8 protein-coding genes are annotated in these 13,738 nt (G+C 35.2%); 4 read left to right on the top strand and 4 right to left on the bottom strand.

The window, feature by feature from the left end; translation table 11 throughout:
• Positions 1-99: 99 nt before the first annotated feature.
• The 4 genes from rpsJ to rpsL form a co-directional block, all read right to left on the bottom strand.
• Complete coding sequence (rpsJ, locus tag IRZ78_RS14060) at positions 100-405, bottom strand: 30S ribosomal protein S10 (RefSeq protein ID WP_007803605.1); 306 nt, start codon at positions 403-405, stop codon at positions 100-102.
• 11 nt (positions 406-416) lie between these two features.
• Positions 417-2,573, bottom strand: a complete 2,157-nt coding sequence (gene fusA / locus IRZ78_RS14055) for an elongation factor G (RefSeq protein ID WP_194617157.1) — start codon at positions 2,571-2,573, stop codon at positions 417-419.
• Between the two features lie 10 nt (positions 2,574-2,583).
• Complete coding sequence (gene rpsG, locus IRZ78_RS14050; protein ID WP_007803600.1) at positions 2,584-3,060, bottom strand: 30S ribosomal protein S7; 477 nt, start codon at positions 3,058-3,060, stop codon at positions 2,584-2,586.
• 117 nt (positions 3,061-3,177) lie between these two features.
• Positions 3,178-3,561 carry a 30S ribosomal protein S12 gene (gene rpsL, locus IRZ78_RS14045; RefSeq protein WP_007136570.1) on the bottom strand — a complete coding sequence of 128 codons (384 nt, stop codon included), beginning with the start codon at positions 3,559-3,561 and terminating at the stop codon, positions 3,178-3,180.
• A 182-nt stretch (positions 3,562-3,743) separates the two neighbouring features.
• Between rpsL and IRZ78_RS14040 the strand changes: the two genes are divergently transcribed.
• The 4 genes from IRZ78_RS14040 to IRZ78_RS14025 all read left to right on the top strand — a co-directional run bounded on the left by IRZ78_RS14040 (position 3,744) and on the right by IRZ78_RS14025 (position 13,736).
• The gene (locus IRZ78_RS14040) at positions 3,744-5,444 is read left to right on the top strand and encodes a ShlB/FhaC/HecB family hemolysin secretion/activation protein (protein WP_194617156.1); all 1,701 of its coding nucleotides are present in this window, start codon (positions 3,744-3,746) and stop codon (positions 5,442-5,444) included.
• Positions 5,445-5,531: 87 nt separating this feature from the next.
• Positions 5,532-8,747 (top strand): SusC/RagA family TonB-linked outer membrane protein, encoded by a 3,216-nt coding sequence (locus tag IRZ78_RS14035; RefSeq protein WP_194617155.1) that lies wholly within the window; start codon positions 5,532-5,534, stop codon positions 8,745-8,747.
• Between the two features lie 10 nt (positions 8,748-8,757).
• Positions 8,758-10,263, top strand: a complete 1,506-nt coding sequence (locus IRZ78_RS14030; protein ID WP_194617154.1) for a SusD/RagB family nutrient-binding outer membrane lipoprotein — start codon at positions 8,758-8,760, stop codon at positions 10,261-10,263.
• Positions 10,264-10,574: 311 nt separating this feature from the next.
• Positions 10,575-13,736: a SusC/RagA family TonB-linked outer membrane protein gene (locus tag IRZ78_RS14025; RefSeq protein ID WP_194617153.1), complete on the top strand. Its 3,162-nt coding sequence runs from the start codon at positions 10,575-10,577 to the stop codon at positions 13,734-13,736.
• Positions 13,737-13,738: the final 2 nt, after the last annotated feature.

The raw sequence follows: 13,738 nt of genomic DNA, 5'->3' as shown, positions 1-13,738 counted from the left end.
TATAGATTTCAAGAAAATTTATAAAATATATTTTTTTTTAAACATAAAAAAAGCGAGACATTTCTGCCTCGCTTTTTTTCATAAAATATAATAAAAAAATTATACTTTTATTTCTACTTCAACTCCACTTGGCAATTCAAGTTTCATTAATGCATCAATAGTTTTAGATGAAGATGAATAAATATCAATCAATCTCTTGTATGACATTACTTCAAATTGCTCTCTCGCTTTTTTGTTAACGTGCGGAGAACGTAACACAGTGAAAAGTTTTTTGTGAGTTGGTAACGGAATTGGACCTGTTACAACTGCTCCAGTAGTTTTTACTGTTTTTACGATCTTTTCAGCAGACTTGTCTACCAACATGTGATCGTAAGATTTTAGTTTTATTCTGATTTTTTGACTCATTTTCTTAAGAATTAAGCGTTACCTTTTGCTTTTTTAATTACAGCTTCTGAAATATTAGAAGGTGTTTCTGCATAGTGAGAAAACTCCATTGTTGAAGTAGCTCTACCAGAAGATAATGTTCTTAATGTTGTTACATATCCAAACATTTCTGATAAAGGCACATCAGCCTTAATAGTTTTAGCACCATTTCTATCACCCATGTCATTAACCTGACCTCTACGACGGTTGATATCACCTACGATATCCCCCATGTTTTCTTCAGGAGTAATAACTTCCATTTTCATGATTGGCTCAAGAATAATTGCCCCAGCAGCTTTAGCCACTTCTCTATAACCCATTCTTGCAGCTAATTCAAAAGAAAGAGCATCAGAATCGACAGGATGGAAAGATCCGTCTGTCAAAGTTACTTTCAAACTATCCACTTGATAACCAGCCAAAGGACCAGTTTTCATAGCTTCACGGAAACCTTTTTCTACAGAAGGGATATATTCCTTAGGAACGTTACCACCTTTTACTGCATTAATAAACTGTAATCCTACAGGAACTTTACCGTCAACTTCGTCAGCTGGCTCAAGTGTAAATACGATATCACCGAATTTACCACGACCTCCTGATTGTTTCTTGTAAGTTTCTCTATGTGTTGCAGTTCTTGTAAACGCTTCTTTATATTCAACTTGAGGCTCACCTTGGTTTACTTCAACTTTAAATTCACGTTTCATACGATCTACCAAGATATCTAAGTGAAGCTCACCCATACCAGAGATAATAGTTTGCCCTGAAGCCTCATCTGTTCTAACAGTAAATGTTGGATCCTCTTCAGCTAATTTAGCTAAAGCCATACCCATTTTATCAACGTCAGCTTTTGTTTTAGGCTCAATTGCAATACCAATTACCGGTGCAGGGAATTTCATAGACTCAAGAATGATTGGGTGTTTTTCATCACACAATGTATCCCCAGTTTTGATATCTTTAAATCCAACAGCAGCTCCAATATCTCCAGCCTCAATAAATTCGATTGGATTTTGTTTATTAGCGTGCATTTGGTAGATACGAGAAATTCTTTCTTTATTTCCTGAACGAGTGTTCAAAACATAAGAACCAGCATCTAAACGACCAGAGTAAGCACGGAAGAAAGCTAAACGACCTACAAATGGGTCAGTAGCAATTTTAAATGCTAAAGCAGCAAATGGCTCTTTTACATCTGGCTTACGCAAGATTTTAGTTTGATCTTCTTCTAATAATTCAGCATCATCAGGGTGAATACCTTCAATACCTTCCTTATCCATTGGAGAAGGCAAATACTTACAAACCGCATCTAACATGAATTGAACTCCTTTGTTTTTGAAAGAAGAACCAGCGATCATAGGAATGATAGCCATATCCATAGTAGCAGCTCTTAAAGCTTTGTTGATTTCTTCCTCTGTAATAGAGTTTTCATCTTCCATGAATTTCTCTAAAAGATTCTCATCGTAATCAGCAACTGCTTCAATAAGAATAGATCTGTATTCTTTAACCTCTGCAACCATGTCAGCAGGAATTTCAACAATATCAAAAGTTGCCCCTTGAGTTGCATCATGCCAAATGATAGCTTGGTTTTTTACCAAATCTACAACACCTTTGAAATCATTCTCCTCACCAATTGGCAAAGTGATCGCAACAGCATTTGATTTTAACATATCACGAACTTGTTGACAAACTGCCAAAAAGTTAGATCCTTGACGGTCCATTTTGTTTACGAATCCCATACGTGGAACTCTATATTGATCAGCAAGTCTCCAGTTAGTTTCTGATTGAGGCTCAACACCATCAACAGCACTAAACAAGAAAACTAAACCATCAAGTACACGCAAAGAACGGTTTACCTCTACAGTAAAGTCAACGTGTCCAGGAGTATCAATAATATTAAAGTGGTAAGGCAAAGATTCAGGCAAAAGTTTACCTTGCTCAGTTGGAAAATTCCACTCACAAGTTGTTGCAGCTGAAGTAATTGTAATACCTCTTTCTTGCTCTTGAGCCATCCAGTCCATTGTTGCAGCACCATCGTGTACCTCACCAATTTTGTGTGACTTTCCAGTATAAAAAAGGATACGCTCAGTTGTTGTTGTTTTACCAGCATCAATGTGAGCAGCAATTCCGATATTTCTTGTATATTTTAAATCTCTAGCCATTTCTTACGAATTAAAATCTAAAGTGAGAGAAAGCTTTATTAGCTTCTGCCATCTTGTGAGTATCCATTCTTTTCTTAACCGCAGCACCTTCTTCTTTAGCAGCAGCTAAACATTCTGACGCTAAACGTTGTGCCATAGATTTTTCATTTCTTCTTCTAGAATAAAGTATCAACCACTTCATTGCCATAGAAATTTTTCTGTCTGGTCTAATTTGCATTGGAATTTGAAATGTAGCTCCACCTACTCTACGACTACGTACTTCTACGTGAGGCATAACGTTTGTTAAAGCATCTTTCCAAATTTCTAATGAAGATTTTTCTGAATCTTGCTTTTTAGACTCAATGATGTCAATTGCATCATAAAATACTTTGAAAGCTGTAGATTTCTTACCATCCCACATTAAGTTGTTCACAAAACGTGTTACCAATTGGTCGTTAAACCTTGGATCTGGTAAAAGTGGTCTTTTCTTTGCCGCTCTTTTTCTCATGTCTTTTTTTTAATAAAAAGTTATAGGTTATCCGTTAAATGCTATGTGTTACAGATCTCTACCTAAGTTTTAATCCACAACCCTTAACTCCTAACCTCCAACTCTTAACGTTTTAAATTACTTTTTTGCTTCTTTTGGGCGTTTAGCACCGTACTTAGATCTTCTTTGCGTTCTTCCTGCAACTCCTGACGTGTCAAGCGCTCCACGAACGATATGATATCTAACACCTGGTAAATCTTTTACCCTTCCACCTCTAACTAATACTATCGAGTGCTCTTGTAAATTGTGTCCTTCTCCAGGGATGTAAGCATTCACCTCATTACCATTTGTCAAACGTACACGCGCAACTTTACGCATTGCAGAGTTTGGTTTTTTTGGTGTAGTAGTGTAAACACGCGTACAAACCCCTCTTCTTTGAGGACAAGAATCTAAAGCAACCGATTTACTCTTCTTAGTTATCTGAGTTCTTCCTGTTCTTACTAATTGTTGAATTGTTGGCATAATTAATACTAAAAATTTATTATGTATATTAAATTCCCGCTTTTTACGGGGTTGCAAATGTATAAAATATTTTTCAGTATACAAACCTTAATTCATTAATTTTCAATAACATTATTTAAGCTTAAACTTTTACAAACAAATAATAGATATTTGCAATACTTTTAAAAACCAAACAATTAGACTTGAAACATCTCTTATACATACTTATTTTCTGCGTCGGCACATCTGCTTACAGCCAAAATTTTTATTTAAAAATAACCGGCTCAGACAAAACCGAAAACCAAATAATTGATTCTGTTAATTACACTACAAAACACCCGAATATTAAATCATTAAATAATGAACCAATAATCATGTCTGAAAAGCTGTCCAAAATAGGCTTTCTAGACAATAAACCCGAAGCAATTACACAAATAAACGACAGTTGCTACACATCAAAAATAGACCTAAAAAACAAGATCAAATACATACATATATATATAGGTACAAATAACTCATTTTTTGACTCAACAGAAACAAAAAATGATACCGTAATTTTACCTTACTACGAAATAGAAAATTTCTTAAATCAAAAAATAATTGAAGCCGAAAAAAGAGGTTTTGCATTAAGTAAAATAAAATTTGAGAACATCAAAAGAAAGAATTTGGTAATTTACGCTGATTTAAATTTTAAATCCGAAAAAAAACGCACTGTAAATTCAATTATTCTAACCCAGATTAATTTGCAAGAAAAAAACTTTTTCCCTAAAGGACACTTAAAACAATTAAACAAAAAATACCTCAATAAAACTTTCAACCAACAGACTGTAAAGGAATTATATGATGACATAAATAATTTCGAGTTTGTAACTCAAACCAAATATCCTGAAATTTTACTTACAAACGATTCAACCAAAATTTACACCTACATAGAAAAACGAAAAGCAAATAGTTTTGATGGCTACATTGGATTTTCAAACGACGAAAATAAAAAAACAACCATCAATGGCTACCTTGACATAGCACTCATAAACACACTGCATGCCGGCGAGCAATTTTCATTGTACTGGAAAAGCGATGGAAATCAGCAAAAGACTTTTAATACCAAATTAGAAATTCCGTATATATTTCAGTCGCCGTTAGGAATAAAAGCGCAATTAAACATCTTCAAACAAGACAGCACTTTTCAAAACACAAAAACGGCAATCGATTTGGGATATTATATTAATTATAATTCAAAAATATATCTGGGATATCAATCTACTGAATCAAGCGATATTCAGAACACCAACAACTCCACCATTAGCGACTATAAAAACTCTTATATAACATCAACTTTAGAATATAAGAAAACAGACTACATTAACAACCTATTCCCAAAAAAAGCATCACTTAACTTCATAATTGGCTACGGAAAAAGAGACACCAATGACAACCCTGAAACAGCTGACCTAAGCAAGCAATTTTCGTCAAACTTCAACCTCTCGTATAATTTCGAACTGAACAAAAAGAACTTTATCTATCTTAACTCACAAAATCTATATCTAAAAAGCAAAAACTACATAACAAACGAATTATTTCGATTTGGAGGAATAAACTCGATAAGAGGTTTTTCTGAAAATAGCCTTCAAGGTAATTTTGCAGCAATACTTCTAACAGAATACCGATATGTTGTATCAAGCAATTTATACATAAATTCAATTTTAGATTACGCTCTTTACCAAGATTTAACAAATAGTCAAAATCCGGAAAAAATCAAAAATTTAACAGGAATTGGAATCGGAACAAATATCCAAACTCCGAATGGTCTATTACGGATTAATCTCACTAATGGCGGGGGAAAGCTTAATGAAATTCAATTATTTAACACTATTGTTAATATATGTTATAATGTTAAATTTTAGCTGTTATTAAAAATTCATTAACATAACGTTAGGTTTATTAACTAATTATTATGAATATTGTAACACTAATTCAAAATAATTGAGAAAATGAAGCCAAAGTTCAATGGATTTTTAGTACTATTATTAGTGCTATTCGCGCAATTAACCTTCGCGCAAGAAAGAACCGTTTCGGGAACTGTTACCGATGATGCAGGCATGCCGCTACCAGGTGTGAGTGTATTGATAAAGGGAACAAAAACCGGAACACAAACCGATTTTGATGGAAAGTACTCTATCAAAGCAACAACAAGCCAAGTTTTAGTATTTAGCTACATTGGAATGAAAACGCAAGAAATAGCAGCGAGTTCATCACAAGTAAATACTAAATTATCCGGAGATGCTCAACAACTTGAAGGAGTTGTAGTAACTACGGCGATGGGGATTAAAAGAGAAAAAAAATCTCTGGGATATGCCTCTCAACAAATTTCAGGTGCAGATGTTAATGGCGGAGCAGGAAATGCAAACGTTGCCAATCTTTTATCTGGTAAAGCTGCAGGTGTAGAAGTTCAAAGAAACAATAACTTTGGAGGATCTACAAACGTTGTAATTAGAGGAAACAAATCCCTTACAGGAAACAACCAGGCCCTTTGGGTAATTGACGGGGTGCCAATTGACAACTCAAATTCAAATGCATCTTCTCAGCAAGTAGGGGGCGGAGGTTACGATTATGGTAACAATGCATCAGACATTAACCAAGAAGACATTGAAAGCATTAACATCCTTAAAGGAGCTGCTGCAACAGCACTTTACGGATCAAGAGCTGCAAATGGTGTTGTAATGGTAACAACAAAAAAAGGAAAGTCAAATGACAATAAAATAGGATTTTCTTTCTCAAGCGGATTCACAAATGGAAGTATCGATAAATCAACTTTTCCTACCTACCAAAACAGATACGGCTCAGGATATGGTTTTGGATCCTCATTTTTAGGAACCGGAACACCAGATACTGTAGACACATCAAATGATGCATCTGATGGAGACGCATTCAACAATCAGTTAGTATATCAATGGGATGCTTTTACACCATTTTCGCCAAATTATGGAAAAGCAACTCCATGGGCCGCGGCAAAAAATGGTCCTGTAACCTTCTTTAAAGATGCTCAAACCTTCGTTAACAGCATCTCTCTTGAAAAATCTACAGAAAGATCAAGCTTATCTATGAGCTATGTTAACACAAACCAAACAGGTATTCTGCCAAATAGTGAATTGAAAAAAAATCAGATAAGCGCAAGATTTAGCCAAAAAGTTACCGATAAACTTACCGCTAACGCTTACGCTTCGGTTACATTACAAAGCACAGTAGGTAGAAACTCTACTGGTTACAATGATAACATTATGAGTAACTTCAGACAATGGTGGCAAACTAACACTGATGTTCAAGCTCAAAAAGATGTTTATTTTGCATCAGGAGGCCAAAACATAACCTGGAACTGGAGCGACCCTACCTCCCCAGAAGGACTAGTACCGGCTTACTGGGATAACCCTTACTTTACACGTTATCAGAATTACTCATCTGACGACAGAACTCGTTTATTTAGCTACGCATCCTTAAACTACGAAATAACCCCATGGTTAAGTGCACTGGGAAGAGCTTCATTAGATACCTACAAACAACTTCAGGAAGAAAGAAGAGCAATTGGTTCCATTGCTTCAGGATTTGGCCTTTCTCCAGTTGATGAATCATCAGGATACCAAAGAAACGACATTAGCTTTCAAGAAATCAATTACGATTTTATGTTAAATTTCAATAAAAAATTCGGAGATGACATCAGCGTAAACGGAGTTCTTGGAACAAACATAAGAAGAAACGACAGAGACAATGTACTATCATCAACAGTTGGCGGATTAGTAGTACCTGGAATCTACGCTTTATCTAACTCGAAATTAGACTTACCATTCCCAAAAGAAGCAAAAATATCTTCAGGTGTTAACGGTATTTACGCTCAGGGATCTATTGGGTATCTTGACACTTATTTCTTAGATGCCTCTATCAGAAGAGACGTTTCATCTACACTACCAGACGACAACAACTCTTACGTATATCCAGCCGTTTCAGGATCTTTTTTATTCTCAAACGTAGTAAAAGCAAACTGGTTAAATCTAGGAAAATTCAGAGTTAACTATGCCGAAGTTGGTAACGACGCAGACGCATTGCAACTAAACAACACTTATACAAGAGTTTCTAATTTTCAAGGACAGCCTCTTTATACAAATTCATTATTACTTCCATTCCGTAGTATTAATAAAAATCCGGAACTTAAACCAGAAAGAACAAAATCATTCGAAGTTGGCTTAGAAGCAAGCATGCTAGACAGACGCTTAGGATTTGATATTACTTACTACAAAACAAACTCTGTTGATCAAATTGTATCTGCAGCAGTATCTTCTGCTTCCAGCTACACAAACGGACTTGTTAATGGTGGAAATATTGAAAACAAAGGTTTAGAACTTCAATTAAATGGTACTCCAATTAAAACAAAAGATTTTACCTGGGAAATTATCATTAACTGGTCAAACAACAGAAGTAAAGTAATTTCATTACCAAATGGACTTGACAACCTACAATTAGGATCTTTCCAAGGTGGGGTTACCGTTAATGCTGCTCCGGGAGAAGCTTATGGAGCCTTAAAAGGAACGGATTATGTTTACACAAACGGACAACCAACTGTAGACCAAGCGACAGGAAAATATATGATTACTACTTCTTCAAGCAATGTAATTGGAAATATTACTCCAGATTGGATTGGTGGTGTTAGAAATAAATTCACATACAAAAATTTAACTTTCGGATTCTTAATTGATACTCAAAAAGGTGGAGATATTTTCTCTTTAGATATGTATTATGGTCTTGCTTCTGGATTATACAAAGAAACTGCCGTAGGAGATATCAGAGAAAATGGAGTTATACAGCCAGGTGTAGCACCAGACGGATCAGTTAATACCGTAAGAACAGAAGGTGGAACAATTGAAAACACTATGGGATATGGAGCAGCTCCAAACAAAGCTTTTATTTACGATGCTTCATTCGTAAAATTAAGAGAAGTATCAATCACATACAACTTCCCTAAAAAAATGTTCGAAAACACATTCTTAAGCTCTGCATCAGCAAGCCTTGTAGGATCGAATTTATGGATAATCAGTAAAAATCTACCATACGCAGATCCAGAAAGCGGATTGTCTTCAGGAAATAGCTCTAGAGGTTACTCAGTTGGATCACTTCCAACAACCAGAGATATTGGATTTAACTTAACATTCAAATTTTAATACCAAAAAAATGAAAAAATTAATATATGCTTTAGGAATTATGATTCTCACAGTTTCTTGTGATGATAGTAGCCTAACAGACTTAAATGTAGATGTCAAAAACCCTTCGGTAGTCCCAGCCAGCACTCTATTTACAAATGCAGAAAAAAACCTTACCGAACAACTTGTTAACACTAACGTAAATAGAAACATATTTAGATTAGTAAACCAGCAATGGACAGAAACTACATATCTGGACGAATCTACCTACAACTGGGTAACCCGTAAAATATCAGACAATCACTGGGACAGATTATACGCAGGAGCATTAGCTGATTTATCGCAAGCAAAAGCTTTTACAGAAAAAGAAGTAATAGACCCCACAGATCCCCAATTTGCAGAAAAAACTATCATCAAGAAAAATCAATTAATATTAATTGATATCCTGATGGTTTACACTTATCAAGTATTAGTAGACACTTTTGGCGATGTTCCTTATACAGAATCTTTAAAAGCAGCAGATAATTATCTACCTAAGTACGACAAAGCAATTGATATTTATAAAGATTTAATTGTTCGTCTTAACAATGATATTGCGGGTATAGACACTTCAAAACCTGCATTTGGTACTGCTGAAGTTATTTATAAAGACAACTTAAAAGCCTGGGTCAAATTTGCCAACAGCATTAAATTAAAATTAGGAGTAAATCTAAAAGCATCTGGACTAGAAGGCGCTATTGCTGACGCTACAATTATATCTGGAGCAGCAGGCGGATTTACATCAAATGCTGATAATGCAAAACTACCTTACATGTTAAATCTTCCTAACACAAATCCACTCTATGTTGATATGGTATTTTCCGGAAGAAATGATTTTGTTGTGGCAAAACCATTTGTCGATGCATTAGTAACACTAAATGACCCTAGAAAAACTCCATATTTCAGACCTACATATAAGGATCAGGATCCTGTTACAGAAGAACTGATAACAGTTACTGGTTACAGAGGAGGAATAGTAGGAACAAAAAATTCGCAATCCCGATTCACCCACGCAAGCGATAAAATTAAAGCTCCGGATTTCAGTGGTACTTTATTAGACTATGCCGAAGTAGAGTTTTTATTAGCTGAAGCTTCAGGAAGAGGAGTTGCAGTAGGAGGAACAATCGCTTCGCACTATGAAGCAGCAATCAGAGCTTCTATGCAAGACTGGGGGGTTTCAACAGCAGATGCAGACGCTTACCTAAGCCAACCTGCTGTTGCTTATGCTACAGCCGCAGGAACATGGCAGCAGAAAGTTGGAGAACAAGCCTGGTACGCTTTATTCAACAGGGGTTTTGAAGGATGGACATCTACCAGAAGACTAAATTTCCCGGTTTTAGCATTAGCTGCAAATGCAGACGCTGCAGCCGAAGGTCAGATACCTTCAAGAATGGCATATCCTATTAGAGAGCAAACATTAAATGCTACAAATTACAATGCCGCATCCACTTCAATTGGAGGTGATAAATTAAGCACTAAAATTTTCTGGGATAAGTAAAATAGTTATTCTAACATAATTTAACAAAAAACCACCCTTCAAAAAGGGTGGTTTTTTTGTGCAAAAGTTATAAAAAAAAGAATAATAACCACTATTTTCTTAAATTTAACATTTTAGACAATCACATTATTTTTCATTATTATCATATTTGAAGCAAAAAAATACGAATTTACAATTTACACATCTTTTTTAACTATAAAAAAACAATATCTTATAGTAAAATCATAATTTAACTAAAAAAAAAGCTTTTTATATTAGGTAGATTAACAAATTATTAAGATTTTTGTCGGACTAATTCAAAATATTTAAAAATGAAACTAAAGTTCAATGGATTCTTAGTGCTTTTATTAGTACTAATTGCGCAACTTACTTTCGCGCAAGAAAGAGTTGTTTCTGGAACTGTTTCCGACAATACAGGAATGCCTTTACCAGGTGTTAGTGTATTAGTTAAAGGAACAAAAACAGCAACACAAACTGATTTTGATGGAAAATACTCTATCAAAGCAGCACCAAACCAAGTATTAATCTTCAGCTACATTGGGATGAAAGCCCAAGAAGTTCTAGCAAGTTCTTCTAGCGTTAATGCGAAACTAAACAATGATTCAGTAGAACTGGAAAGTGTAGTAGTAACTGCATTAGGTATTAAAAAGGAGAAAAAAGCATTAGGATATGCTACTCAAGAGGTTAAAGCGACAGAATTAACAAGAGGAAACAACAACAGCTTAGCTGGTGCTCTTCAAGGAAAATTAGCAGGGGTTCAAATTACTCCTTCTAGTGGTGCTCCTGGAGCTTCTTCTCAAATTGTTATTCGTGGTGCTCGTTCATTCACAGGAAACAACACTCCTTTGTATGTAATTGATGGTATGCCAGTAGCATCTCAGGCTGATTACAGCACTGGAAACAGTGTAACTGGATCAGATCTTGCTAACAGAGCAGTTGATATTGATCCAAATGATATTGAATCAATCAACATCCTTAAAGGACAAGCTGCATCAGCAATTTACGGACTTAGAGCTTCAAATGGTGTAGTAGTAATTACTACAAAAAGTGGTAGAGGAGCTTCTAAAAGCGGAAAACCTACAATAAGCTTCAATAGCTCTATAACTGCAGATGATATCTCTAGAAAGATTAATTATCAAGATGAATATGCACAAGGATCAGGTGGGGTATACAATCCTACAAGTTCATTATCTTGGGGTTCTAAAATTTCTGAGTTACCAAACAACCCAACATACGGGGGTAACGTTCCAAATGCTTTAAACGGAATGAATGCAGGAGCTCATCCTGGTCAATATTACGTACCACAAAGAGTTACAGCAGGTTTAGACCCATGGGTTTCTCCTAAGGTATATGACAATTTCGGTGATTTCTTTAAAACAGGAATAACAGTTAACAACTCTTTCAACATAACACAAGCTACTGACAAAAGTAATTATGCGTTTGCTTTAGGTTCATCTAACCAGGATGGTTTTATTCCTGCAACCGGTATGGATCGTTACAATGCAAAAGCAGCATTTAGTACAAAATTGGGAGACGAATGGAAAACTGGGTTCGTAGGTAACTACATCAACACTAAAATCACAAAAGCTACAGGTGCAAATGATTCATCTGTTGCAGGTGCATTCGCAAGTCCAATAAGCTATGATTTAAAAGGAAATGGTTTCGCAAGTCCAACAGATCCTTACAAACAAATTTATTACAGACCTACAGGATTTAACAATCCTTACTGGGCAGCTAAAAACAATATATTTGACGAGCAAACTGACCGTTTTTTCGGAAATACATATGTTGAATTCGCACCAACTATCTCAGCGAACGACCAACATAAATTAACTTTCCGTTACCAACTTGGTGCTGATACTTATACTACTAATTATAGAGACATCCAAGAATACGGAAATGCACAAACTACAGCAGGACATTTAGAAATCTACGGAATTTCATCTAGAACAGTAAATTCATTATTCACAGTTAATTATGAATATAAAATTTCAGACGACTTAAACTTAACAGCTTTGGTTGGTAATGAGATTAACGATAGATACAACAAATCGTACAGCATGACAGGAAATAACCTTAATTATGGTGGTTTTCCTAATTTATCAAATACACAACAAACAGTTGCTACAGATAACATTGCTAAAAACAGAACTTTCGGTTTATTTGGAAACGTGAATCTTGCATACAAAAACTTTATATTCTTAGGTGGTACAGTAAGAAACGATATTGTATCTTCAATGCCAAGAGATAACCGTTCATTTGTATACCCATCAGTATCATTAGGTGTTGTATTAACTGAACTAGAAGGTTTAAAAGGAAACTCTACGCTATCTTTTGCTAAACTTAGAGCATCTTGGGCTGAAGTAGGTCAAGCAGGATCTTATTTAGACAATTACTACTCTGTACCTAACTACTCAGGTGGTTTCTGGGCAAACTCTCCGGTAAATTACCCACTTGGAGGTGTAAATTCATACATACCAAACAATGTACAGTATGATCCAAACTTAAAACCTCAAAATACAAGATCTTATGAATTAGGTGGTGAGGTAAGATTATTTAAAGATCGTGTAAGTATCGATTATACTTACTCTAGACAAAATGTAATTGATCAAATCTTCCAAGTACCATTAGCAGGTTCTACAGGAGCTGCAACTTTAGTAATGAATGGTGGAAAAATCCATACTAACAGTCATGAATTGATCGTAAGCGTTACACCAATTAGAACTAACGATTTTGAATGGACAGTATCTGCAAACTATACTCAAATTGATAACTTTGTAGACGAATTAAAAGAAGGTGTGCCAAATATTTTCTTAGGAGGATTTACAACTCCACAAATTAGAGCTAGTATTGGAGAGCGTTTCCCGGTAATTTACGGACAGGCATTTGCAAGAGATGCTAATGGAAATATTCTAGTTGATGCTAATGGATTAGCTGTAGCTGGAGAAACCAAATCACTTGGAGAAGTAGCACCTAAATTCAACCTAGGAGGAACAACTACTTTCAGATACAAAAAAATAACTCTTGCAGCTACTTTTGACTGGAAAAACGGAGGAAAAATGTACAGCGGAACAAACTCATTGTTAGATACTTATGGATTAAGTGCTAAAACAGGAAACCGTGACGAACTATTAGTTCAAGAAGGAGTAACAGCAGATGGACAGCCAAACACAAAAGCTGCTACTAAAGAAGCTACTTACAACAGATATTCAAATATTGCAGAAACTGCAGTATATGATGCTTCTTTCGTAAAACTTAGAGAATTATCTTTAGGATATACTCTTCCTCAATTTTCTACAGGATTCGACATACGTGTTACTGCATTCGCAAGAAATATTTTATTATGGGCTAAAATGCCAAACTTAGATCCAGAATCATCTCAAGGAAACAATAATATGGCTGGAGGTTTTGAAAGATTATCTGTTCCACAAACAACAAGTATTGGATTTGGAATGAATCTAACAATTAATTAATA

Source organism: Flavobacterium sp. CSZ, assembly GCF_015350725.1.
In the GTDB taxonomy this organism is placed as follows: Bacteria; Bacteroidota; Bacteroidia; order Flavobacteriales; family Flavobacteriaceae; genus Flavobacterium.
This window is presented reverse-complemented; position numbering and strand designations above follow the sequence as displayed.

Bases quoted from the DNA above. Each gene is read 5' to 3' on its own strand.
- IRZ78_RS14035 (WP_194617155.1), top strand. From the start codon at position 5,532: ATGAAGCCAAAGTTCAATGGATTTTTAGTACTATTATTAGTGCTATTC.
- fusA (WP_194617157.1), bottom strand. From the start codon at position 2,573: ATGGCTAGAGATTTAAAATATACAAGAAATATCGGAATTGCTGCTCAC.
- IRZ78_RS14025 (WP_194617153.1), top strand. From the start codon at position 10,575: ATGAAACTAAAGTTCAATGGATTCTTAGTGCTTTTATTAGTACTAATT.
- IRZ78_RS14030 (WP_194617154.1), top strand. From the start codon at position 8,758: ATGAAAAAATTAATATATGCTTTAGGAATTATGATTCTCACAGTTTCT.
- rpsL (WP_007136570.1), bottom strand. From the start codon at position 3,561: ATGCCAACAATTCAACAATTAGTAAGAACAGGAAGAACTCAGATAACT.
- rpsJ (WP_007803605.1), bottom strand. From the start codon at position 405: ATGAGTCAAAAAATCAGAATAAAACTAAAATCTTACGATCACATGTTG.
- rpsG (WP_007803600.1), bottom strand. From the start codon at position 3,060: ATGAGAAAAAGAGCGGCAAAGAAAAGACCACTTTTACCAGATCCAAGG.